This is a genomic window from Mesorhizobium sp. B3-2-1 (assembly GCF_006439515.1).
Lineage (GTDB): Bacteria > Pseudomonadota > Alphaproteobacteria > Rhizobiales > Rhizobiaceae > Mesorhizobium.
This window is the reverse complement of sequence record NZ_VFTI01000040.1, coordinates 24,165-48,230: the sequence shown is the minus strand read 5'-3', so window position 1 is coordinate 48,230 and position 24,066 is coordinate 24,165. Positions and strand designations below refer to the sequence as shown.

Below are 24,066 nucleotides of genomic sequence, written 5' to 3'. Positions count from 1 at the left end.
CCTGGATTTGTGAATCCGGATTTCCTATCCGGGCTGCGGTCAGCTGCCTTGTCGCAGGAGACGCAGGTCACGATTTCGATCGCGCTCGATCGACATCGTGACCTGCCGATTTTTTCGGGATCATCACGCGATTGCTGCTGGAGGCCTGTTCTACCATCGGTGACGATGGCGGCCAGCGGTCGGTTCCAAGATGGCCGAGATGTCGTTGGCAAAACAACTATCTATGATCGACAGATTCCCGGCGCTCGGCAGGCTCGTCTTCCAGAACGCTTTGGCCTTGCAGGCGCTCGCCGGCGACGGCCGACGACGAGACGTGGTGCCTGTCGCCTGCGACCGTCTCCGCGGCGGCCGAAGAATGGGCAGAGGTCTCCAGAACCTCCGGCGTTGTCCCTCCCTCAAATAGTGACCAGTTCGCCAAGTCGCGGGCGAGCTGCGCGTAAGCACAGCCCGCCTGTCCGCAAGAGGTTTCATGCCTTGGCGGCTGTGGTCCGAGTGGCCGTCCGTGCATCATTTGTACCTCAGTGGGAGTCCCGTGCCGGCGCCAGCGCTGGAGTTCGATGGCGCAGTGGTTCCGTTCCACCGTCCGAGACATAAGCCGGCAGAACCAGCATTCGGGCCACCGCTCGGCTATGCGAGCGCACAACGTTTGGCCTCTTGGGCCGCCTGAGATAAGGTTCAACGCGCGCGAAAGATTGCCAGAGATGGTCATCGGGAGCTCCGAGGAATTGCGGATGACGCGCGGCCAGCCGGCATCATCCCCGGATGAAGGCGAGCAGGTGAGCGTTGACTTGGTCCTGGAGCGTGGCTGTGATGCCGTGCGGCGCCCCGGGGTAGTAGATATTCTTGGCACCCTTGATCAGCCGCGCCGACTTGACTGCCGAGTCCTTGACGGGAACGATCTGGTCGTCCTCGCCGTGCAGGATCAGAGTCGGCACGTCGAACTTCTTGAGATCTTCGGTGAAGTCGGTCTCGGAGAAAGCCTTGATGCATTCGTAAGCGTTCAGAAGACCGGCCTGCATGCTCCACAGCCAGAACTGATCGAGCGTCCCTTGCGAAACCTTGGCGCCCGGCCTGTTTGCGCCATAAAACATGGGCGCCAGATCGCGGTAGAATTGCGAGCGATCCCCGACGAGGGCGCTCCGCATACCGTCAAACACTTCCTGGGGCAGGCCTTCCGGATTGGCTGACGTCTTCAGCATGATCGGCGGAACCGCCGCGATAAGAACGGCTTTGGCAACCCGCTTCGTTCCGTGCCGCCCGACGTATCGAGCGACCTCACCTCCTCCGGTGGAATGGCCGACCAGCGTCGCGTCGTGAAGATCCAGCGCCTCGATCACTGCCGCCAGATCGTCGGCATAGCCGTTCATGTCATTGCCAGAGGAGGCTTGGCTGGACCGGCCATGGCCGCGGCGGTCGTGCGCCACCACGCGGAAGCCGTTCCGCGCCAGGAAGAGCATCTGGCCGTCCCATGCATCGGAATTCAGCGGCCAGCCATGCGAGAAGGTTACAGCCGGACCCTTACCCCAGTCCTTGTAGTAAATTTCCGTGCCGTCCTTGGTCGTGATTGTGCTCATCGTCTTGGATCCTTTGCTTGATTTAGAGGTGGGAAGGTTTTGCACTCGGTTCGCGGCCGAAGCAGCGAGCGGCAATCCGGCGGCGGCAACTACGCTCAAGCCGGCCAACAAAACATCGCGGCGGGATGCGCCAACGGAGAAAAATCCATCCTGGTTCATCGCACCGTCCTTGGTGTGTGGCTTTGAACATTCGGCTCACCATCACGACCATCGATCGACCTGCGCGATCGCAGTTCGGGGAGGGACGGGCGAAGGAGCGGTCGAAACTCGACGGTCGTGATGGCTTGCAAGGAGGATGCACCGATCCGGGCCGCTAACCTATTCTACGGAAGGATCTGCGATACGATGCCAAGGTGCAGGATAGGCACGCCGAGGCATGGGTCGTGGCTGAGGAGAAGGCCTGGCGATTAGAGTGCTTCGACTCGTCGGGCAGACATGTGCACGTTCCGGGGCGGGCACCAGAGACACAGGCCCCGCCCCGTCACAACCGACGAATATCAGTTCGATCTGCGAAGGGTCTCAAACAGGAACCAGAACCGCTGCTCGGACTCGTCGATCCAATTTTCCAGGAGGCTCGCTGTGGCCACGTCGCCGTGTTCGTCGCAAATGCCATGCAGGACGCGCATTCGGGCGGCCAGCGTGCCATTGTCCTCGCGCAATTCCGCCAGCGCCTCGTGCGATTGGACGAAATCGGCATCGTTGTCCACCAGTCGTTGGCGGCGGGAAATGTCGCCGATCGAGCGAATGGTAGTGCCGCCGAGTTTGCGTACCCGTTCAGCCAGTGGATCGGTCACGGCCAGAATCTCGTCTGCCTGATCATCGAGCAATAAGTGATAGTCGCGGAAATGCGGTCCCGACATGTGCCAGTGGAAGTTCTTGGTCTTCAGATAGAGGACGAATAGATCGGCCAGCAGAACCGTCGCTGCAGCCGAAATGTCGTGCACCGCTTCGTTGGAAAGGCCTGACCGGGTGTGCAGGTCGGCACTCATGCGGGATTTGGCATTGTCTTCCATGGTCCTTACTCCTTTGTTGGGACGAAGCCGAAAAGGGGCTTCGCGAATTGACATTGAGCTCGGCCTGCTAGAGCCGGCCGGGGCATTGGCGGCATGGGTATTGCGAGACCACCTCGTTCAAATTTCTCGGCGAGGCAGATCTTGGGTCGGCAGGGTCGTTATCTCACGCCCGGTTCACGTTGCCGGCTAACCTACCCTCTGAGATTTGTGCTGGACCCTGCGAAGGTCGCGAACCGGCGCAGTGCAGACTCCGCTGAAAATACGGCGACGGCTAGAACCTCTTGACGAAGAATGGTCTGCGGCGCTGGACAATCCTATTGGACGGGAGGCATGGAGCGGCCTATGCTAGCGTCTAGGTCGCGCCGGCCTCACGCATCGGCGCGGGCAGTGTCTCCCATGCCCGGATCAGCTCGCCGATGGAAGCGGCCTCCATCTTGCGCATGACATTGCCGCGATGCAGCTTGACCGTCACTTCACTGATGCCGAGGTCGAAGGCAATCTGCTTGTTGAGGCGTCCGCGCGCCACTTCGCAGAGAACCTCGCGCTCGCGTGGCGTCAGCGTCTCGACGCGCTCGATGTTGCGCTTGACGACGACCGCCTGCGCCCGCCGCTCGGCATCCATCGCAATGCCCGTTATCACAGCGTCTAGCAGCGTTTGATCCCGCACCGGCTTGGTGAGAAAGTCCACGGCGCCGGCCTTCATCGCCTGGACAGTCATCGGAATGTCGCCATGCCCGGTCAGGAAGATGATGGGCTTTGGGTTTCCGTTTTTCGCAAGATGATGTTGCAGATCGAGACCGCTCGTCCCCGGCATGCGCACGTCGAGGATCAGGCAGCCGGGGCTGTCCAGTATGCCGGCGTCGAGCAGTTCGCGGGTCGAGGTGAAGCAGACCGGCAGGAAACCCGCCGACAGGATCAATTCGAACAGCGCCTCTCGAACAGACGGATCGTCATCGACAATGATGACGAGCGGCTGCTCCGCTTCACTCTTTCGTTGCTTTGCCAACGGCGCCGATTTCCGCAAGAGCGGCTGGTCAACTCTCATGTTTGTCCTCGGTTTCTTGGTTGCGTAAAGCTTCGGTGACGGCAGCAAGCAGAACCTGGCCGTCAAAAGGCTTCCGGAAAAACCCGCTAATGCCCTTGGCGCGGTACTGATCCGCTATCTCGTGACGGCCGGTGATCAGGAACACCGGCAGTCCCGGACGCGCCTTCTTCACCAGATCACGAAGCTCAAAGCCGTCCGTGCCAGGCATCCCAATGTCGGTGATGAGCACGTCCACGCCCAACAGCCCGTCGATGAGCAGCGATCCCGCCGACGGGAAGCTGCGGGCCACATAGCCCGCCGACTCCAGAAGGTCCTCGAGCGACTCAAGCAGCCTTGGATCGTCATCTACAACCGCCACGACAGGTCTTCGCTTGGTCACGGCTCAGCTCCCTCCCGCTCGGCGCGAGTGAGTGATCGGTATCTCCAGTCGCTCCGCGATACGCACGAGGTCGGCGAGCGATGCCGCCGCCATCTTCTGCATCACATTCCTTCTATGGATTTGTAATGTGACCTCGCTGATCCCGAGTTCGGCGGCGGCCTGCTTGTTGAGAAGACCGCTCACCACCAGTGGCAGCACCTCACGCTCGCGCGGCGTCAGGTCAAGATAGCGTTGCCGCAACACACCAAGTTCGGCGCGGTCTGCTCGCTTTTGCCGATCCTGGGCGATCGCCGCGTGGATTGCGGCCATAAGATCCGCATCACTGAAAGGCTTGGTAAGAAAATCCACGGCGCCGTGCTTGATCGCACGCACCGAGGATGGAATGTCGCCATGTCCGGTTATGAAAACGATCGGCGGATGATCGCCCTCCGCGATCTGCCTCTGCAGATCGAGGCCGTTAATATCCGGCAATTCGACATCGAGGATGAGGCACGACGGGGCGTCCGGCTTGTTGGCGCCGACATAGTCGCCGGCCGATCCAAACGCGATGGCGCGCAAACCGTGCGAGGCCAGCAGCTCGCCGAGCGCCTCCCGGATACGTTCATCGTCATCCACGATGAAGACGATATGATCTTCCATCGTCATGGCGCCTTTATAGGCAACGTGAAGATGAACGTCGCTCCATGCGGCTCGTTCCTCTCCATCCACAATCGCCCCCCGTGAGACTCTATGATCGACCGGCAGATCGCCAAACCCATCCCCATGCCCTGCTCTTTCGTCGTGAAGAACGGCTCGAATATCCTGTCCGGAAACTCGACGCCCAGACCGCGATCGCTGATCTCCGTCTGGACCACATCTCCCATTCGGCGCACACGCACCCCAAGAATCCTGTCACCTGCAGTAGAGTCCATTGCATCCATGCCGTTGCCGATGAGATTGACCAGAACTTGCTGGATCTGGACACGATCCAGCGCGACAAGTGGAAGCTCGGTGTCGACGTTGATGTCCATGCGGACACGCCGCCGTGCCGCTTCCTCGGCCATGAGGTTGTGCGCCTCCGCAATGAGGCCGCCGAGCGCCGTAGAAATCCTGCTGTCCATGGATTGCTTGAACAGAGCGCGGATGCGGCTCACGACATCGGCGGCGGAGTTTGCGTCACGAATGATGCGCTCGGCCGCGATCTCGGCACGCTCGAGGTTCGGAGGCTCGGCGGCCAGCCAGCGATAGCAGGCGTGTGAGTTGGCCACGATCGCCGCCAGTGGCTGGTTCACCTCATGCGCGATGGATGCCGAGAGCTCCGCAAGGCTTGCCGCCTGGCTCGCCCGTGCAAGTCTTTCTCGCGCCAGACGCAGTTCCTCCTGCGCCCGAACCTCGCCGTCAATGTCCAGGCAGACGACATTCCACCGCACAATGGCGCCCTCGGCATTCCGCATCGGCGCCGCGCGCATGTCGACCCAGAGATATTCCCCATCGAAGCGCCGCAGACGGTGCCTCCCCGAGTATGGCTCGCCGGTGGACAACGAATGGGCGTACTGCTCCTTGACTGCCGCGAGGTCGTCAGGATGAACGCCGGCGTCGAGTGTGCCGGCCAACCGGGACTTTCCCGCACCATCCAATTCTTCAAGGTTGTATCCGAGGAATTCGCGGAGATGCTGGCTGCGATACATCGGCTCGCCATCCGGCGCGGCGCAATCGATCATCACCGGCAGCGTTTCAACCAGCTGCCAGAGAAAACGCTCCCTCTCGCGCAGCGCTTCCTGCGCACGCATCTCATCGTCGATGTCGATGGAAATTACGAACCATTGTACAATCGCTCCGCCTTGGTCCCGCACCGGCTCGGCGCGGCCATCAACCCAGCGATACGCGCCGTCCGCGCGACGCATACGATACTTCAAGGAGTAGGGCTCGCCGGTAACGAGGGAGTGGCGGACTGCCTCCAGCAGGCGGGTTGCATCTTCGGGATGAATGAGAGACTGTACGACTGCCGCCAGCCGGCTCATATCCGGCTTATCCAGTTGCGCCAGGTCGTTCAACCCGAAGAAGTCAAGCAAGCGCTTGTTGAAGAAGGTTGGCTCGCCTTCAGGCGTCAGACGCCTTATCTGGACCGGGACCATGTCCACCAGTTGGGAGAGCTCACGTTCCCGACCGCGCAACGCCGCCACGGTTTTCTTATAAACGTCGTTGTCAAGCGCGATGCCAAACCATCCTGTGATTTGACCCTGGCTGTCGCGCGTTGGGCGTGCGGCGGTTCGAGCCCAGACATAGACGCCCGTCGCGCGCCTAAAGCGAAACTCGACATTGAAGTGATCGCCGGTCTTCAGACAGTGGCGCCATGCGGCTGCGACCTGATCATAGTCGTCCGGATGAAGCAGCCGTTTCCAGGCGGTATGACCCTCCTTCAAGGAAGCATTCAAATCCTTCGGCGTCACCCCGAGCGAGTTCTGGGCAAACGGATGCAGGTAGATCCATCGGCCAGCCGCATCGAATGCCCATCCGTTGCCGAATATGCTCTCGACGACCTTCGCCGACCGGATTGGCTCGGCTTCGTTTTCACCTAACGGGTCTGATCCTGTCGTAGTCAGCGGCTCCCTGTCCGTCACCAGATCGTCGATGTCGACACTTACACTGTACCCCGGCTCCGATCGGGTCTCGGTCCAACGATAGTAGCCGTCGGCCTGGCGTTGCCGATGTTTCGTGACCTGGGGGACGCCCGTCCAGAAGGCGCGAGCGGCCGCATGAGCCGTCGCAGTCCGGTCATTCGGATGAATAAGGCTCAGCGAATGCGGTGCGTCCGACGCGGCTTTTTCCTTGAGCGCGGCACTGTCGGCGTCCGCAAATCGATCGCTGACGAGCGGAACATCGCCGTCAATGATTGTACCGTACCATGCAAGCACATGACCCTGGCTGTCACGCAGTGGCTGCCCCGAGATTCGACCCCAACCGTAAGCACCGCTCGCGCGTAACATGCGGTGTTCGACATTGTAATGCTCACCTGTTTGCAGGCAGCGGCGCCATGCGGCGACGGCGTCGTCATAATCGTCTGGATGAATGACGCGCTTCCAGCAGAATTCACCTTCTTCCGACGGAGAATTCAGATTGTCCAGCCTCATCCCAGCAAAGGTCAGCGCGGTCGGCGTCACGTAGATGAACCTGCCGGCGGCATCGGTTGCCCATGCATTGCCGACTACCCTCTCGACAACCTGCGCTGCCCAACCCGCGTCGGCATCGGGTGACGCCGGGAGACGTGTGGCAACGACCGCCGCAACGCAAAGTGCCACGGCAAAGAACGCTGCCCATAGCAATGCGAGATCGCGCATACCGCCAATGTCGAACCAGGCGGCCCACACCAAGCCGGCGAGCGCAGTCCCCAATATCGGATAGAGGAGCTGAACCGTGCGACCACGTGCATAGAGGTTGAGTGCGGCAACCGGGGCCAACAGGCCAAATGGCGTCGCGGCCAGCCAGGAAGCGCCCATGCCGATGACGGATACTCCGATCGCAAGGGCCAGGCGTTGTTGGGGAAGCACTGCCGTCACGATCGGCTTCTCCTGCCGGACAAAGAAAGCCTGGGGACTTGTTCTCAACATCTGAACCTGGCGGCGAACTCGCACGCAGCCTAGTGCCATCACGCCGGCCCCGCATCTTATGGAAATCCATGCATCGGAGATGTTGCAGCTATCGGGAACCGGAATGCACGATGGAGACAATGTGATCTTCCATCGTCATGACGCCGCTTTCGCTTCGACGGGCAATGTGAAGATGAACGTCGCTCCATGCGGTTCGTTTTTCTCCATCCATAATCGCCCGCCGTGAGACTCGATGATCGACCGGCAGATCGCCAACCCCATGCCCATGCCCTGCTCTTTTGTCGTGAGAAATGGCTCGAATATTCTGTCTGGAAACTCGACGCCCAAGCCGCGATCGCTGATCTCCGTCTGGACAACCTCTCCCATTCGGCGCACGCGCACCCCAAGAATCCTGTCGCCCGCGGTAGAGTCCATCGCCTCCATGCCGTTGCGGATGAGATTGACCAAAACCTGTTGGATCTGGACACGATCGAGCGCGACAAGCGGAAGCTCGCTCTCGACATCGATGTCCATACGGACACGGCGCCGCGTAGCTTCCTCGGCCATCAGGTCACGCGCTTCGGCAATGACGCTGGCGATCGGCGTGCTGGTCCTCATTTCAAGGGCCGGTCTGAACAGAGCGCGGATGCGGCTGACAACATCTGCCGCGGAGTTGGCGTCGCGGATAATGCGCTCGGCCGTGGTCTTCGCGCGAACGAGGTTCGGAGGCTCGGCGGCCAGCCAGCGGTAGCAGGCATGTGAGTTGGCCACGATCGCCGCCAGTGGCTGGTTCACCTCATGCGCGATGGAAGCCGAAAGCTCAGCAAGGCTTGCCGCCTGGCTCGCCCGTGCAAGACGCTCTTGCGCCAGACGCAGCTCTTCCTGCGTCCGAACCTCGCCGTCAATATCCAGGCAGATGACATTCCACTGCACAATGGCGCCCTCGGCGTTTCGCATCGGCGCGGCGCGCGTGTCGACCCAGAGATATTCGCCATCGAAGCGCCGCAGACGGTGCTTCCGCGCATACGGCTCGCCGGTGGACAACGAACGGGCGTACTGCTCCTTGACCCCCGCGAGGTCGTCGGGATGAACGCCGGCGTCGAGTGTGCCAGCCAACCGGGACTTTCCCGCACTGTCCAATTCTTCAAGGCTGTACCCAAGGAATTCGCGGAGCTGCTGGCTGCGATACATCGGCTCTCCATCCGGCCCGGCGCAATCGATCATTACCGGTAGCGTTTCGACAAGCTGCCAGAGCGAGCGTTCCCTTTCTCGCAGAGCTTCCTGCGAAGTCACAAAATCGTGGATGTCGACGTTGGCACCGTACCATCGGATTATGCGACCATTCTCATCGTGAAGCGGATCCGCGCGTCCCTCTGTCCAGCGATATGAACCATCCCATCGACGGTTGCGAAACTTCAGCTCGAACGGTTCACCCGTGCTGAAGGAATGAGTTAGGGCTCCCAGCAAAAGGGCCCTGTCATCCGGATGGACGATGGTTTCAATGGCGCTCGGCAATCCTGCCTGCGCGTCAAAATCTTCCAGTTTCAGACCGATATAATCCACCATGGTTTTGTTGATGTATGCTGGCTCGCCACCTGGCGTTACGCACCAGATCTGCATTGGCACTGTGTCTATGAGCTGCTGAAGCTGCCGCTCGCTGCGTCGCAGCGCCTGTTCGACCTGCAGCTGATCGTCGACGTCGTGCGAGAGGCCGTACCACTGGACGATGCGTGCGCTCTCATCCCGCAGTGGCTCCGCGCTGCCTTCCACCCAGCGGTAGACGCCATCACCACGCCGCAGGCGATATTTCCTGGAGAAGCGCTCGCCAGTGGCTAAGGAATGGTTGAGCGCTTCCCTGAGGCTGTCCGCATCATCGGGATGGATGGCGGTCTCCATGAAGGCTGACAGCCGGCTCATGCCCGGCTTGTCTGCATCGGCTATGTCCCGGCCGAGAAATTTTATCAGGCGCTTGTTGAAGAAGGCCGGCTCGCCCTCCGGGCTCAACCGCCAGAGCAGGCTCGGAACCATATCCACGAGTTGCGAGAGTTCTCGCTCCCGACCACGCAACGTTTCCTGCGCACGCATTTCATCGTCGATGTCGATGGAAATTACGTACCATTGAATAATCGCTTCGCCTTGATCTCGCAGCGGTTCCCCGCGGCTATCAACCCAGCGATACGCGCCGTCCGCACGACGCATACGATACTTCAAGGAGAAGGGCTCGCCGCTGGCGAAGGAGTGGCGGGCGGTCTCCAGCAGGTTGGCTGCATCATCGGGATGGACGAGGCTCCCTATGACAGCAGCCAGCCGGCTCATGCCCGGCTTGTCCAAACCCGCTACGTCGTCCAGACCAAAAAAGTCGAGCAAGCGCTTATTGAAGAAGGTCGGCTCGCCTTCGGGCGTCAGACGCCTGATCTGGACCGGGACCATGTCCACGAGTTGCGAGAGCTCACGCTCCCTGTAGCGCAATGCCTCCTGCGCGCGCACCTCATCATCGATGTCGAGAGAGACCCCGTACCATTGCACAATCGATCCATCTTGGTCACGCCGGGGCTCCGCCCTGCACTCCGCCCAGCGATAAGCGCCATCCTTCTCGAGCCAACGAAACCGCATCGCGGAGCCGCCGCCGGTTTCGAAAGAATTCCGTAATGTTCGCTGCACCTCGAGAGCATCTTCGGGATGAATCAGCTCTTGCAGCAATTCTTCGATGCTCGGCTCCTCGAGCTCTTCGAAGTTCGGGATGACGGAGCGAAAATGGTCCTGATATCGCTTGTTGAAGTAGATTGGCCCACCCGCAGGGGTTGCGCTCCAGACGCGGACCGGCACGGCGTCGATCATTTCCTGAAGCTGCCGCTCGCTCCGCCGCAGCGCCTCTTCGGCCTGCATCTGATCGTCTATGTCGTGGCAGAGGCCGTACCACTGGACGATGCGTGCGCCCTCATCCCGCATGGGCTCCGCCCGGCTCGACATCCAGCGATAGACGCCGTCGGCGCGGCGCAGGCGATGCCTCATGGAAAACCGCTCACCGGTGACGAGGCAGCGGTATAGGGCGTTCCTAAACTCCGCTACGTCGTCCGGATGGACGGTCTCTATGACCGCCTCCAGTCGGCTCATGCCTTGCCTGTCTGTGCCCGCCACGTCGAAACCGAGATAATCCATCATGCGCTTGTTGAAGAAAGTCGGCTCGCCGTCCGGCGTCAGACGCCAGACATGGCTCGGGACCATGTCGACGAGTTGCGAGAGCTCCCGTTCGCGGCCGCGTAATGCCTCCACGCTTTGACGCAATGTGAGCAACGATAGCTGATGCTGCCGGGATATGGCGGCCACGATGAGCGCCGAAAATGCCGAGACGGCCAGAAAAAGCTGCAGCATGATCTGATTATGCTTCAGGGACTCGACATCACCGGCAAATTGGCTGGTACCGGATATTGTGAACACCGCCGTAATCAGCGCGAGGAGGGTCAAGGTGACGGCGGCCCCTTTGAACTCAAAGCGCACCGCCGCCCACAGAAGAGGCGGCATGATGATGTAAGCGAAGGGCAGGTAACCGCTCAAGGAAAGGGCGGCGACACCTAGAAAGACCACTCCCAGGACGCAAGCTTCGATCCACCGCGCGGCCGATAGCTGGGCCTTGCCACGCCAGTTCTGGAACACGACCAGCGCCAGTGGCGCCACGATTAGGACCCCGGTGGCGTCTCCGATCCACCAGAGAGGCCAGGCCGCCACGAAGGTTTGCGACTGCATACCAAACCACGCAAGCGTCGCGCTCCCAACCGTCGCGCTTATGACTGGCGCAACTCCGGCGCCCAGCGCGACGAATGCGAGAACTTCCTGCAAGGTTTCCAGCCGAACCGGTCGCCTTAAGGTCCGGTTCACGAGCCACGCGCCGGCCACGGCTTCAAGAGCGTTGCCGGTATAAATCAGGAAAGCCGCAGGCACCGGACTGTGGAACCACAAGAGATTGCTGGACAGCTCAGACAAACAGCCAGCCAACACCCACCATGGCCAGCTATGCCTGGAGGTGAAGACAAGAGTAGCGATGAAAAGCCCGCTCGGCGGCCAGATGGAAATGCCTGTTCCAGGTACGATTGCGAGCGACTGGGCAAATCCGCAGCCCAGGACGTAGGCGGCAATAAAAAGTCCCAGGTGCAAGAATTGTGGGCGGTGCGACCAGACGTACATCATCGGCTGCTCCAGCTCGGGACCGTCGGCGCTTCGTATAGCACTACTTCTGAACATCTGGCTGGCTAAAATCCCACCCGAGATTTGGGCTGGCGAACGCAGTCCCCTCCCACTCTAGATTCCGCCATGCGCCAGCGCACCTCATGGAAATCCATGCATTGCGCGGGCAAGGGGGCGCCACGCGCCTCCGCAGAAAAGCCGGAAGACAGCCGCTCTGCACATGGCGCATCAACCAATTACGGCGTCACTCACCGTCGGCCAAGATACATGATGTCCGCGGCAACCCGCCCAACTCCTTCACGCAGGAAACCATAGACCAACGTATCGGACGCACGCGTCCTCGGCACAATGGCCCGCGCTGCGGAAGGCTGGCATTGTCGGCACTGCCGTAACCGGAATGACGCCGGGATTCGACCTGTCGAAGGCGCTGCGGATTCTCCCGGGACTGTGGTGTGACGACACGGCGCCGCCGCCGGCAAGTCGCGGCAGCGGCGTTGACGGGTTTGCTCGCGCGACGGTTCGGCGAACCTGCGCGCGCTACGGGATAGGAGTGCCGCCAAGGTTCGCAAACGCCAGTGAACCCGCTCATCCGTGATGACGGCAGCCGGCTAAGCAGAGCGGCCGATTTCGGTACCGAGAATTCGATAACCAGGGCGACGCAATGAGTGGTGGACATTCAGCCTATCTACCCAAGACCAGGATCGGACGCTGGCTCGACGCCCGCCTGCCGCTGCCGCGCATGGTGCATGATCAGTTCATCGTCTATCCCGTCCCGCGCAACCTGAACTACGCCTATTCGTTTGGCGGCATCCTCTCGATGATGCTGGCGGCGCAGATCGTGACCGGCGTCGTGCTGGCGATGCACTATGCGGCCGACACGACACTGGCTTTCAATTCGGTCGAGAAGATCATGCGTGACGTGAATTCCGGCTGGCTGTTGCGCTACCTGCATTCGAACGGCGCGTCGTTCTTCTTCATCGCGGTCTACGTCCATATCTCCCGCGGCCTCTATTACGGCTCCTACAAGGCGCCGCGAGAGCTGCTCTGGATACTCGGCTGCACCAACCTTGTGTTGATGATGGCAACCGCCTTCATCGGCTATGTGCTGCCCTGGGGCCAGATGTCGTTCTGGGGCGCCACCGTCATCACCGGCTTCTTCAGCGCCATCCCGCTGATCGGCGACTGGGTCCAGCAATTGCTGCTCGGCGGTTTTGCCGTCGACAATCCAACGCTCAACCGCTTCTTTGCGCTGCACTACCTGCTGCCGTTCATGCTGGCGGGCGTCGTGATTTTGCACATCTGGGCGCTTCACGTCGTCGGCCAGAACAATCCCGCAGGCATCGACGTGAAGTCGCAAACTGATGTCGTGGACTTCACACCCCACGCCACGATGAAAGACGCGCTCGGGGCAGTGGTGTTCCTGATCGTCTTTACGTATTTCGTCTTCTACATGCCGAACTATCTCGGGCATCTCGACAACTACACCATGGCCGACCCGCTGAAGACGCCGGCTCATATCGTGCCCGAATGGTACTTCCTGCCGTTCTACGCCATCCTGCGCGCCGTAACGTTCAACATCGGGCCGATAGACTCGAAGCTGGGTGGCGTGCTCGCCATGTTCGGCGCTATCGCCGTGCTGTTCCTCGTGCCCTGGCTCGATACATCGAAGGTTCGCTCGGCGGTCTACCGTCCCTGGTACAGGCGGTTCTTCTGGCTGTTTGCCGCCAACGCGATCTTCCTTGGCTGGCTGGGCTCGAAGCCCGCCGAGGGCATCTACATCCCGCTGATGCAGGTCTCCGCCGTCTACTATTTCGCCTTCTTTCTCGTCGTCATGCCGCTGCTTGGCTTGATCGAGACGCCACGCCGGCTGCCGAACTCGATAACCGAAGCCATCCTGGAGAAAAGCGCCAAATAGCCTCCTCGGCCGAGCGGATCGAGCGGGCAAAGGCAGATCGGCGCGAACTCAGCACGCCCGTCAGCTTGCGGTCACATCGCCTGCCGCCATTCCTCTTCGACAGGCATGTGGTTGCGCAAGTTGAACTATCGCGACATGGCGTTAAGTTCATTCACGGTCTTCTCGTCGAGTAAACCATCGAACCAGACGTCGAACATCGTATTGAGCAGGGACTCGTCATTGCTTGCTTCGGAAAACAGCGTCAGCGAGGCGTGCAGTTTCCGCGCATCTATATCGCCGAAGACGGCGTAAGCGCTTTTGTTCGAGAGCCGCTGCAATGTGCCAACACATTCCCGATAGCGACTTTCCAGCAGCGGAGATGAGAGGTAGGCGCTGGCTTCCTCGAGGGACGTGATGGCGTAAGGCTCAGGCGCCGCGTCGCTTCGATAGGATGCCAGCCTCGGAAATATGAATTCCATGAATGGAGTGCACATCATTCCCCGACGTAGAATACGGATCGCATCGCCGTACACCCGGTTCTGTGCACGGATGAACCTGTGCAAATTGTATTCGTCGCTCATTTCGATTTACGCCAATCTTCCACGGGGAACAATTCCGCCTGTGCCCTGGCGAGAATGGCTGGGCCTCCCTGCCCCGACGAGAGACATACCCATGGCATGAGGATGCGGGTCACCGAACTCTCCTCTCGGTTTGCCGCAAGTCCTGCCGAGCCTGCATCGCGGGCACCCGCAATATCACCGTCGTACCCGCCCCGAAGACGCTCTCGATGTCGACGCTTCCGCCGTACCGCTCGGCAAAATGCTTCACCATCGGCAAGCCGATGCCGCCCAGGCCCTTGCCCTTGGTCGTGAAAAAGGGATCGAACGCCCGGAGCACGGTCTCCCGCGTCATTCCGATACCGCAGTCTTCGACCCGGAACTCGACGATGGTGGCGCAGCCGTGGACGATCGTAGCGGCGCTTATCGAAATTAGACCGCCGCTCGGCATCGCGTCGCGCGCGTTGAATACGAGATTCAAAACCGCGTTCTGCAAACCGAGGGGATCGCATTTCGCTGTGGCGAGATCGGTTCCGGCGCGAACATCGAGACGAAAGCTGGTATCCCATGCACTTCGAAGAAGGTTTTCGACCTCGGCCAGGCAGGCGCTTACGCTTGCATGCTCGAGATCGCGGTAATTCGCCGCGGCACCGCCTACCGTCTCCCGGACGAGCGCACCAGCCCGCTGCAGAGCGGTCATGGCGCTGGCGATTACGGGCTTGAGAGCAGGAGCAGTCGAGACGCTCGGGTCGCGAGCAACCCTATTCAACGCGGATGAAGCGACCTGGATAAGGTTGCCTAGATCATGAACAATGCCGGCTGTCGGCTGCTCTATGGGCGGGTCGGCCTGCGAAACGTCGGCAATCCGGTCAAAGACATAGTCGCCGGCAGTGCTTGCTTCTGTTTCCGCGCGCGACATTTCATGCACTCCTTTTTTGGCCGACACTTGGCGGTGCAGGCTCGCAAGGGGAGGCTATATTGAGGAGCGTTCGCGGGTCGATTGGGTTGGGGATGAGGGCGATCCATACCGCAGTATATGTCTTGCTGCGGTTTCGCTGGGTTGCTCTCCCAGCACCCACGGCGCGATGGAGCGGCCAAGCCGGAACAATCCCGGACGTGTGTCAGACTGGCAACCGCGCGTCTTCCGTCGCAGGCGCCTGCCGCTGATTCTCGTCGATGCGGACTTTCGAGGCGACCAAGGACTGCTGGCTCGGAATCATGTCGGACGCATGCGCGTCCAGCCTCGGGAAGCCGGTTGGCTTCAAGGATAATTGCGCCGCGCGCAGTCTTGTGAATCGGGTGAGGCCGATCTTGATCGCGACCAGAACGGGCGCGGCGATCACAAACAGCAGCGCTACGGCATTGAATGCGGTGTCGAAGGCGATCACGGTGGACTGACCGGTGACGGCTCTCCCCAGCAGGCTCGTCGCTGCCCGGCCAGCCGCCACGGGATCCATCCCTCTTGCCGCCAACAAGGCGGTCGTCGTCGACAGACGCTCGCTGACTGCAGGAATACCCGCGGTGACATTGGCGCCAAGTACCGCGACATTGGCCGCGACATTGTGGTCGATCAATGTCTGAAGCCCGGCGACTCCGATAAGACCGCCGAGCTGACGACCCGTGTTGAAGAGGCCTATGCCGGATGGCAGGTTTTGGTCGTCGAGTCTGCCGAAAGCGATGAGGGTGATCGACAGGAAAAGGAAGCCGAGGCCCAGACCGCGCAACAGGATGGCTGGCATCATGTCGTCCGCTCCGCTGTCGATGGTCGAACCGGACAGCATCCACATCGCAACCATGATCATCAGGATTCCGAAGGGTACCGTGGCGATCGGAGGAACCCGGCGGGCCTGCATGAGGAAAGCAGCGATGAGGAGCGCCCCGATGAAAAGTACACCGCTCGGCAACAGCAGCAGGCCTGCATCGGTTGGCGTGAACGCAAGGACGGACACGGCAAACGAAGGGATCAGGAAGGCGCTCCCGAACAAAGCGGCGCCGGCGACGAAACTGACGATGAAGGCGAAAGAAAAATCCTCCGATTTGAACAAGGTGAAATCCAGCAGGCCTTGGCCTTCGGCCATCACCTGTTGGCCGAGAAATGCCAGCAAGGTGGCTGTGCCGATCACTGTCAGCCACAGGATCCGAGGCTCCTCGAACCAGTCCCATCGGCTGCCTTGGCTGAAGACATAGGTGAAGCAGAAAAGTGTGACGGAGATCAAGGCGAAGCCGAACCAATCAAACGGATGGTGCGTGGTCTTGGCGTGCATCGGGCTATCCGCGATCAGCAGAAGCCCGGCCGCCGCCAGCGCCACCGGAACGATGCTGAAGAATATCCATGTCCAGGATTGGCTATCGAGCAACCACCCTTGAAGGGCTGGAGCGATAGTGGCGGGGGCAACGACCGACCCCATTGCGAACAGGGCTTGAAGAATTGGTTGGTGGGAGCGCGGATAGGCGAGAAAAATGACCGCCTGGCCCCCGACAAGCAGGATGCCTCCGGAGAAGCCTTGCATGACGCGGAGCAAGACAAGCAGGTCCAATCGGTCTGTGATGGCGGCAATGGCGCAGGCTACGCCCATGACCAGGGTTGAGCCGATGACCAGACTGCGCGGGTTGACACGGTTCATCAGGCAGGCAGCGGCCATGAACCCGATTAGCTTCGGAGCGGTGTATCCGATGTCCAGCCAAGCGAACTCATCGGGAGTTGCATAGGTGTCGCCGATGATATCGCCGCGCCCGAGCGACAGGACCGTGCTGGCAATCGCCTCAGTCAAGGAGGCGAGCACCATGCCCGCGACGAGAAAGCCTCCCGCCGCAGATCGATCGCGGCCCTGCGTGGCGACGAGCGCCGTGGTCACGAGCCGCTCGCTCCATTGATCTCGACTCGGGCGGACAGGCCCGGGACGAGGCGGCCGGCCAATGGATTGCCGACAAACCGGATCTTGACCGGAATGCGCTGGACGACGCGAACGAAGTTCCCGGTCGCATTGTCCGCGGGAAGCAGGCTGAACGCAGATCCGCTGCCCGGCGAAAAGCTGTCCACCACCCCTTCAAACCTCTCGTTTGGATAGCCGTCGATGGCAATGCGGACGTGCTGGCCGGGCCGGATATATTCGACCTGGGTTTCTTTGAAATTCGCCACGACCCACACGTCGTTGACCGGTACGAGATCCAGCAAGGAGACGCCAGGCGCGACAAGCCGGCCAATGCGCACCTGACGGTTGCCGATGACGCCGCTGACTGGAGCGCGCACCACGGTGCTGTCGAGATCGATTTGGGCGAGATCGCATGCGGCCCGTGCCTGTGCGACGGCGGCAACGGCCGCTTCGCGCTGAGTGGCAAGAACGGCGACACGTTGCTGCTGTGCCTCTACCGTTGCCGATGCCGCTGCCAGGCCAGCCTCGGCTCTCAAGCGCGCGGCATCAGTTTCATCGACCTGGGCCCGGCTCACGGCGTTGCTGCGAATAAGTTCGCGGCGGCGGTCGGACGCCTTTATCGCGAGGTTCAACTCGGCCTCGGCCGAACGCATCTGGGCTTCGGCCTGTCGGATGAGAGCATGCTGAAGCTGGATCTCTGCTGCAACATTGCTGAGACGAGCCTGGGCAGCTTCGACATTGGCCGCAGCTTGCGCGAGGCGTGCGCGGTAGTCCCGATGGTCAATCCGGAACAGGACGTCTCCGGCCTGGACGGTCTGGTTGTCCTTAATCTCCACCGCAGTGACGTAGCCCGCAACTTTTGGAGCGATGGAGGTCACGTCTCCGCGGACATAGGCGTTGTCGGTCGACACGTTGCTGTCCGAACTGGCCCAAGCCCACCCCGCAGCCACGACCACAAAGGCGCCGAGGCACAGCAGCAAGCCGACGATCTTTCTTTTGTTGCGCTGTGTCACGGCGTCCTCCGGTAATGCACGTTACCATCCGCATTTACGGTAATGACTGTTACCAAGTCAAGAGGCTATGCCGATGCCGTGCGGCTGTTCCGGAGCTGGATGATGGCGACCGTCGCGACGCAGAGTCCGATCAGGACGTGGGTCCACATTGCTGCCTGTGCCGATCCGAAGCCGAGCAGGAATGGCGCAATCACCGCCCATGAACCCAGGGTGAGGTTGGACCATTCGGCCCAAGCCCCGTAGCGGTAGAGCGCGACAGCGGAGCAGCATACGATCAGCGTGCCAACGATCCCGGCATTCCAAGCCGCGGCAGGCAGCCCGGCAAACAGGAACGCAGCGCAGGCCAAGCCAGCGCCCAGAATAAGGTTGGTCCACTCCAACCCCTTGCTTGGTACTTCACTTTTCATCTTCATCTCCTTTTTCGGTCCGTACCACCTTTCCACCAAGGCTGCGGTGAACGGAGACGGGAGGATGAGACAGTCCGGTGCGCTCGCCTATTCTACGCAGGCGTATGTCGGGCGATGCTAAGGTGTCAGGCGGATGGGCGTGATGATGGTGAAAGGTAGCGAAGCGCTCAGGTCGCAGCGAGATTCGGCTTAGGAGATCAGCCCTTCTTACGTCGCATGTGTCAGGCACCTTGCCCTTGCGAGACAGTGCGGACAGGATTCGCCGGCCAGGCCCGCGGTATGCGCGACAGGCACGCCAGCACCACGGCCCCTGGCATACTACCGTTGACGTCTGTGGTAACACTCGTTACCAATCAGGAAGCGCATTGTGATTGAGGGGAAAGGCCTGTGGTTGCAGCGAAGTCGGGGGGAACCAAAACCCGTCGAGAGGCCCTTCTTCAGGCGGCTGCCGAGGTCTTTTTCGAACAAGGCTACGCGGCGACAAGCATCGACGCGATCATCGAACGCGTGGGCGGATCGAAACGCAACATCTACAATGAGTTCGGCAATAAGGAAGGGCTGTTCTCGGCCATCATAGTGGAAAGCGCAGACAAGGTGCTTTCGACCTTGGCAATTGAAAAGATTGCAGGCCATGACTTGCGGGAGACGCTGACGGCATTTGGCCAACAGCTTATGGACGCTTACATGTCGCCCACCTTGCTCGGCATATACAGAATTGCCGGGGCCGAGGCCAATCGCTTTCCTGATCTCGTGAAGTCGTTCTACGAACAGGGACCCAGCCGGGCCACGTCCCGGCTCGCCGAGGTCCTCGAAGTCGCAAAGGAGCGCGGAGAAATTCAGGGGGGCGATTGCCTGGGCTTGGCAGGTCATTTTGTAGCCATGATGCGGGGCAACCTCCATCTGCAGGTCATTCTCGGCCTACGCCCGCCGCCGTCGCGCGAAGAAGCGAAGGCAGCGGTCAGTTCCGCCGTTGAGGTCTTTTTGAACGGTATTCGACCGGGTTAAGACAAAGTGGACTTGCTGATCGGCCGGGATCGCGCAGGGGTGCTGATCGCAACCCGCCGAAGCATTGGTCTTCAGCGAAAGACAGGGCGATCTTTCCACAGATTTCCGGCGACTGTTCCGGTGTATCCAAGGTCATAGACAGTCTGCATATAACTGGTGTTGAAAGGATTGAGCATCGAATAGGGGACCTGAACGTCAATCGTCGCCAGGTGGAAACGTGCCCCTGTCTGTCTGGTGTAGTCATAAAGGATCGTCAGTTCGCTCTGCGTCTGGGACTTGAGGAGGATGGAGTATGCTCTTGCCATGACAGACAGCGTTCTGTTCGGCGTGGTTGCGAATTCCGGCATGAGCGCGTTGTTGACGATCACGTAGAAATCGACGTCCTGCTGCTTGTTCGGCACGAGATGGTTTGTGCTTCTCAGGATGGCCTGTGGAAGTATCAAGAATTGCGAGGACGATCCCCCATCAGAATGCATTTCCTGGAAGCGGCGACCTCCCGACTCGGTCTCGATCATGACCGCCGGATAAACACCCGGAATGCTCGCTGATGCTATCAAAACGTCCTGGACAAGCTTAAGCGCGGCCGGGCGGCCGCTGTTGGCGATGGCGCCTATGTTCCACAAGACGGCACGCTGGGTGTCGAGATTGGTTGTAAGGACAAAAAGGCGACGGCCCCCACGATGTTGTGCTGCAATCTGTTGCAGGACCGCCGGAGTGATGAAGCGCTCGACCATCCACCTCAACGGCGCTGATCTCAGCAAGCTCGATCCAATCAAGCCAACGGGAAATTTGGTTGCGATAAGGTCCTCCGCGACACCGCTCGTAGTGAGATGCACCAGAGTTTCGTCATAAGCAGATCCGAGGAACGCGAACGGTGCGATCAAGGCACCCGTGCTTACGCCGGTGACCACATCGAATTGCGGGCGGGTACCGGCCGCGCTCCACGCCGAAAGTACGCCGACGCTGAAGGCGCCTCCCGCACCGCCGCCGGAGATCATAAGGACGTCGAGGCCATTCGGCTCGGTCTCCGGCGTCCAGTCGCGAACATCTCCTGACCCGATCAGAGCGTCGCGATACATTCGGATCTCGCCATAGCCGGTGATCGAAGCCTTGTCTGCTTCCACGGCGTCATTGGATCTGTCCGTCGCGATGACCCCAGGCGCGCAACCCTGGAACCGGGCGAAGGTCGCAACCAGTGCTGCCAGCCCAATGAGCACCAGTATTTTCAAAGGCCGCAAAGCGGATCTCCAACGTGCTTGGCATCGTGAACACCGCAACTTCGGTTGATCCGATGGTCTCGGGTCTCCGGCACCGGTCGGACGGGTGGCTTCCGGCGATGAGCCTTGATCTCCATAGGCATGCGTAATGCTGGCAGCGCGGTATTACCCGTCAGCCCGACCCATCATGCGGATTGCATGCTCCTCATTTTGACCGACACGACGTCGATGAGGAGCTGCTGAAGCAGGCTATGTGGAAGGCGTGGTTGTAGTCGATTGGTTCAAGGATGAAGGCAGGCAATACCCTAGTATAGGTCGCCTGTTGGATATCGGCAGACCACCGCAGTTCTTCCCCTTGTGACAATGCCTCCACAGCACTGGCGCGGGTGGGGCACAGCGGCGTCTGGCGAAGCAGCCGATCACCCATGGTGATGCCCTGCGCCGAAGGCGAATGACATAAGGGCCGGAACCGGCGGTCCACATACCTATACCGAGGTCTAGGTCAGCCATTCAAATCGCCAGATCCGATCACCCTTTGTCGTGTTGCGTTGCCTGCCGCTATACAGCTACGCCAGACCTAGAGACTACGATTGGCGGCGCATCGTTAGCTATCGGTCGCCGAACGAATTCCGGCGGCAGCGCGTGAGGCGGAGGTCGTAATTGACGTGTGACGGAAACGCAGTTGACACTGATCACGTGACGCCAATTCGTGTCCAGCAGATCTCCCCGAGGCGAGAGTAATGGCGTGGCAACTTCAGGTATCGCAGACAGTCCCGTAGTAATTCTGATCGACGATGACGCAGCGGTCCGCGACGCGTTGGAGGAGTTGCTGAATTCGGTTGGTATCGACACGATATCGTTTTCCTCAGGCCAGGAAGTGCTGGACGCGACGCTGCCGGATCGCCCGGGCTGCCTTGTTCTCGATGTGCGAATGCCGGGTCTGAGCGGCCTCGACCTCCAGCATCTGCTTGCAACCAAAGGCATAAGGACACCGATCGTCTTCTTGACGGGTCATGGCGACATCGCCATGAGCGTCAAGGCGATAAAGGCAGGGGCAGTGGATTTCCTGACCAAGCCGGTGCGGGACCAGACGTTCCTGGACGCGGTGTCTACAGCCATAGCCACCGACGTCGCGCGAAGAGCGGCGTCGGCCATATCACGCAAGAACGCGGCCCTCTATCAGACACTTACGCCCCGCGAGCGGGAAGTGCTGAGATTCGTGGTCTCCGGCGCGATGAACAAGCAGATCGCATCGCACCTTGGTATCAGCGAAATCACTGTAAAGCTCCATCGGAGCAACATGATGAAGAAGATGAACGCAAGGTCCGTCTCTCATCTCTTCAACGTTTGGCAGTCGCTTCCAACTGATATCCGCTGAGCCCCGGCTGCCGGAGAGGACAGTTGGGCAATCAAGTGCAGGGCTCCTTTAGCTGCTTGGATAACGGCCGCGACCGGGAGACGGACGCAGAGGCGGTCTCGAGAGGGTCTCAAGAATGGAGCTGACGTCATCAAAACAACGCCGCGCCGTGGCATTGGTGATCGGCGCTGCGAGCGTATTGCTGGCAATATCTATCGATGAGCCCTCCGGTCTGCTGGTTGCGGTTGCGATCATATGCATCTGCATCGGCTGGAAGGCGGGACTGGTGGCCGTTGCCGCGGCTGGTCTGCTTTCATCCGCGATCCTGTTTTTGCCGGAATCCAGGGCCACAGGCGGGGTGGCCCGGTGGGTGGTGTTTGTCGTGGCGGCGTTCGCGCTGTGGCTCGTGATCAAGATTTTCAGGACCATGAGCTTCTACGATCAAAGCTACCAGGGCACTAAGCCCGATATTGCCAACATCCCGGGTCTCGGATGGGCAGCCCATCCAAACGGCCGCCTTCGGTTCTTCAATCCTGCTGCCCTCGCATACGTGGGTGTTACGGCCGACGAAATGCAAAGGATGATGGATGCAGATGACTATTCGTGGGCACAGTTTATCCATCCGGACGACGTCGAGGCGAGCATAGCCAGGTGGCGCCACAGCATGTCGACCGGTGAACCGCTGAACGACGAATGGCGCGTCCGGCGGTTCGACGGCACATACCGGTGGTTTCGCGATATTGGCGTCGCTTCGCGAGATGATCGTGGAAGGATAATTGGCTGGAACGGTCAAATCGAGGATATCGACGATCAGAGGAAAGCCGAAGCCGCATTGCGCCAGAGCGAGAGAGAACTGCGACTTCTTGTCGATACAGTCCCGACCATGATCTGGCTTCTGACGCCGGCGGGCCTGCCATATTATTTCAACAAGCGTTTCGTCGACTGGGCCGGAGTAGACCCAACGGAGAAGGAACCAAGCGGCAAGCCTCAATTCGCCAAACATGTGGAGTTGTTCCATCCGGACGACCGGGCAGCCATGAAGGCTGCGTTCAAGACGTCCTTTGCGCGCGGTGAGCCGCTCCAGCACAAAGGTCGGATTTGCCGCAAAGATGGCGAGTATCGCTGGATAGATTCGCGCTTCGAACCACTGCGCGATGACGATGGCACTATCGTGCGTTGGTATGGCGTGAACTTGGACATCGATGACGAAATCCGCGCGCAGGAGGCGCTGCGCCTGGCGGACGAGAGACTTTCGCGTGCGCTGCGAGCAGCCAGTTTGTCCGAACTATCGGTTTCCATCGCACATGAGCTTAACCAGCCGCTGCAGGCTGTGGTGGCGAACGCCGGCGCCTTCCAGAGATGGCTCGGTGCGGACCCGCCAAGCTTCGATAATGCCATTCGGGTCGCTCAAAAGATCATCCGAAATGCCGATGCTGCCGCTCAGGTGATCAGCCGTATCCGGGCATTGTTCGCGAGGACGACAGCTGAGCCCGAGCCGATAGATCTAAATGCGGTGGTCATTGAAGTGTGTGACCTGCTTGCCGACAAGCTTCAGTCGAGCAGTGTCAAACTTGATATTGAACTTGACCCTCGCCTGCCAGCAGTTACCGCCGATCATGTGCAAATGGAGCAGGTCGTGTTGAACCTTGTACGCAACGGCATCGAAGCTATGCACGACATCAACGCCCAGTCGAGAAGGCTGCGAATCGTCTCGCGGTGTCGTGGCGACGGGATGGTCGAGGTAGAGGTGTGCGACCAAGGGCGCGGACTGAGCGATCCGGAAAGGATTTTTGAGGCGTTTTACACCACCAAGCAAGAGGGATTGGGAATGGGCCTGGCGATCTGCCGCTCGATCATCGAGTCTCACGGCGGCCGGCTTTGGGCCGACAACATCGCAACTGGCGGTGCGTCGATAACCTTCGGCCTGCCAAAAGGCTCCGCCAAAGCAACCAAGATCTCGACTGCCGAACCGGGACCCGGCTAG

17 protein-coding genes are annotated in these 24,066 nt (G+C 60.4%); 4 read left to right on the top strand and 13 right to left on the bottom strand.

From position 1 onward, the window contains the following. Positions 1-752: 752 nt before the first annotated feature. From FJW08_RS29020 to FJW08_RS28990, 7 genes are all read right to left on the bottom strand, one after another. Positions 753-1,733, bottom strand: a complete 981-nt coding sequence (locus FJW08_RS29020; protein ID WP_140813304.1) for an alpha/beta hydrolase — start codon at positions 1,731-1,733, stop codon at positions 753-755. A 338-nt stretch (positions 1,734-2,071) separates the two neighbouring features. Continuing rightward, complete coding sequence (locus FJW08_RS29015) at positions 2,072-2,587, bottom strand: DNA starvation/stationary phase protection protein (protein ID WP_140813303.1); 516 nt, start codon at positions 2,585-2,587, stop codon at positions 2,072-2,074. Positions 2,588-2,939: 352 nt separating this feature from the next. Beyond that, on the bottom strand, positions 2,940-3,632 hold the full coding sequence (locus tag FJW08_RS29010) for a response regulator transcription factor (protein ID WP_140813302.1): 693 nt from the start codon (positions 3,630-3,632) through the stop codon (positions 2,940-2,942). Continuing rightward, positions 3,622-4,011 (bottom strand): response regulator, encoded by a 390-nt coding sequence (locus FJW08_RS29005; protein ID WP_140813301.1) that lies wholly within the window; start codon positions 4,009-4,011, stop codon positions 3,622-3,624. Before FJW08_RS29005 ends, FJW08_RS29010 begins: the two co-directional genes overlap by 11 nt. Before the next feature lie 3 nt (positions 4,012-4,014). Beyond that, entirely contained in the window at positions 4,015-4,656 is a 642-nt protein-coding gene (locus FJW08_RS29000) for a response regulator (protein ID WP_140813300.1), read from the bottom strand. Then, positions 4,653-7,547 carry a PAS domain-containing protein gene (locus FJW08_RS28995; protein WP_246682644.1) on the bottom strand — a complete coding sequence of 965 codons (2,895 nt, stop codon included), beginning with the start codon at positions 7,545-7,547 and terminating at the stop codon, positions 4,653-4,655. Before FJW08_RS28995 ends, FJW08_RS29000 begins: the two co-directional genes overlap by 4 nt. A gap of 186 nt (positions 7,548-7,733) precedes the next feature. Further along, positions 7,734-11,762, bottom strand: coding sequence for a PAS domain-containing protein (locus FJW08_RS28990; protein WP_140813299.1), 4,029 nt, complete (start codon positions 11,760-11,762; stop codon positions 7,734-7,736). A 658-nt stretch (positions 11,763-12,420) separates the two neighbouring features. Between FJW08_RS28990 and FJW08_RS28985 the strand changes: the two genes are divergently transcribed. After that, the gene (locus tag FJW08_RS28985) at positions 12,421-13,674 is read left to right on the top strand and encodes a cytochrome b N-terminal domain-containing protein (RefSeq protein ID WP_140813298.1); all 1,254 of its coding nucleotides are present in this window, start codon (positions 12,421-12,423) and stop codon (positions 13,672-13,674) included. A 125-nt stretch (positions 13,675-13,799) separates the two neighbouring features. Here FJW08_RS28985 and FJW08_RS28980 read toward each other — a convergent pair whose 3' ends face one another. The 5 genes from FJW08_RS28980 to FJW08_RS28960 all read right to left on the bottom strand — a co-directional run bounded on the left by FJW08_RS28980 (position 13,800) and on the right by FJW08_RS28960 (position 18,509). Next, complete coding sequence (locus tag FJW08_RS28980) at positions 13,800-14,234, bottom strand: DUF1810 family protein (protein WP_140813297.1); 435 nt, start codon at positions 14,232-14,234, stop codon at positions 13,800-13,802. Between the two features lie 109 nt (positions 14,235-14,343). After that, the gene (locus FJW08_RS28975; protein WP_140813296.1) at positions 14,344-15,129 is read right to left on the bottom strand and encodes an ATP-binding protein; all 786 of its coding nucleotides are present in this window, start codon (positions 15,127-15,129) and stop codon (positions 14,344-14,346) included. Between the two features lie 202 nt (positions 15,130-15,331). Further along, a complete protein-coding gene (locus FJW08_RS28970; protein WP_246682642.1) occupies positions 15,332-17,065 on the bottom strand; it encodes a DHA2 family efflux MFS transporter permease subunit in 1,734 nt (577 codons plus the stop codon). Further along, on the bottom strand, positions 17,062-18,096 hold the full coding sequence (locus tag FJW08_RS28965; RefSeq protein WP_140813295.1) for an HlyD family secretion protein: 1,035 nt from the start codon (positions 18,094-18,096) through the stop codon (positions 17,062-17,064). Before FJW08_RS28965 ends, FJW08_RS28970 begins: the two co-directional genes overlap by 4 nt. 65 nt (positions 18,097-18,161) lie before the next feature. Beyond that, positions 18,162-18,509, bottom strand: coding sequence for an SPW repeat protein (locus FJW08_RS28960; RefSeq protein WP_246682641.1), 348 nt, complete (start codon positions 18,507-18,509; stop codon positions 18,162-18,164). Between the two features lie 381 nt (positions 18,510-18,890). Between FJW08_RS28960 and FJW08_RS28955 the strand changes: the two genes are divergently transcribed. After that, positions 18,891-19,508 carry a TetR/AcrR family transcriptional regulator gene (locus FJW08_RS28955; RefSeq protein ID WP_140813294.1) on the top strand — a complete coding sequence of 206 codons (618 nt, stop codon included), beginning with the start codon at positions 18,891-18,893 and terminating at the stop codon, positions 19,506-19,508. Positions 19,509-19,579: 71 nt separating this feature from the next. Here FJW08_RS28955 and FJW08_RS28950 read toward each other — a convergent pair whose 3' ends face one another. Then, positions 19,580-20,704, bottom strand: coding sequence for a patatin-like phospholipase family protein (locus tag FJW08_RS28950; RefSeq protein ID WP_246682648.1), 1,125 nt, complete (start codon positions 20,702-20,704; stop codon positions 19,580-19,582). A 766-nt stretch (positions 20,705-21,470) separates the two neighbouring features. Between FJW08_RS28950 and FJW08_RS28945 the strand changes: the two genes are divergently transcribed. Together FJW08_RS28945 and FJW08_RS28940 are read left to right on the top strand one after the other, a co-directional pair. Further along, positions 21,471-22,103 (top strand): response regulator transcription factor, encoded by a 633-nt coding sequence (locus FJW08_RS28945; RefSeq protein WP_181183087.1) that lies wholly within the window; start codon positions 21,471-21,473, stop codon positions 22,101-22,103. 115 nt (positions 22,104-22,218) lie between these two features. Next, positions 22,219-24,066: a PAS domain-containing sensor histidine kinase gene (locus tag FJW08_RS28940; protein WP_140813292.1), complete on the top strand. Its 1,848-nt coding sequence runs from the start codon at positions 22,219-22,221 to the stop codon at positions 24,064-24,066.

Bases quoted from the DNA above. Each gene is read 5' to 3' on its own strand.
- FJW08_RS28960 (WP_246682641.1), bottom strand. From the start codon at position 18,509: ATGAAGATGAAAAGTGAAGTACCAAGCAAGGGGTTGGAGTGGACCAAC.
- FJW08_RS28985 (WP_140813298.1), top strand. From the start codon at position 12,421: ATGAGTGGTGGACATTCAGCCTATCTACCCAAGACCAGGATCGGACGC.
- FJW08_RS29020 (WP_140813304.1), bottom strand. From the start codon at position 1,733: ATGAACCAGGATGGATTTTTCTCCGTTGGCGCATCCCGCCGCGATGTT.
- FJW08_RS29015 (WP_140813303.1), bottom strand. From the start codon at position 2,587: ATGGAAGACAATGCCAAATCCCGCATGAGTGCCGACCTGCACACCCGG.
- FJW08_RS29000 (WP_140813300.1), bottom strand. From the start codon at position 4,656: ATGACGATGGAAGATCATATCGTCTTCATCGTGGATGACGATGAACGT.
- FJW08_RS28990 (WP_140813299.1), bottom strand. From the start codon at position 11,762: ATGATGTACGTCTGGTCGCACCGCCCACAATTCTTGCACCTGGGACTT.
- FJW08_RS28975 (WP_140813296.1), bottom strand. From the start codon at position 15,129: ATGTCGCGCGCGGAAACAGAAGCAAGCACTGCCGGCGACTATGTCTTT.
- FJW08_RS28980 (WP_140813297.1), bottom strand. From the start codon at position 14,234: ATGAGCGACGAATACAATTTGCACAGGTTCATCCGTGCACAGAACCGG.
- FJW08_RS28940 (WP_140813292.1), top strand. From the start codon at position 22,219: ATGGAGCTGACGTCATCAAAACAACGCCGCGCCGTGGCATTGGTGATC.
- FJW08_RS29010 (WP_140813302.1), bottom strand. From the start codon at position 3,632: ATGAGAGTTGACCAGCCGCTCTTGCGGAAATCGGCGCCGTTGGCAAAG.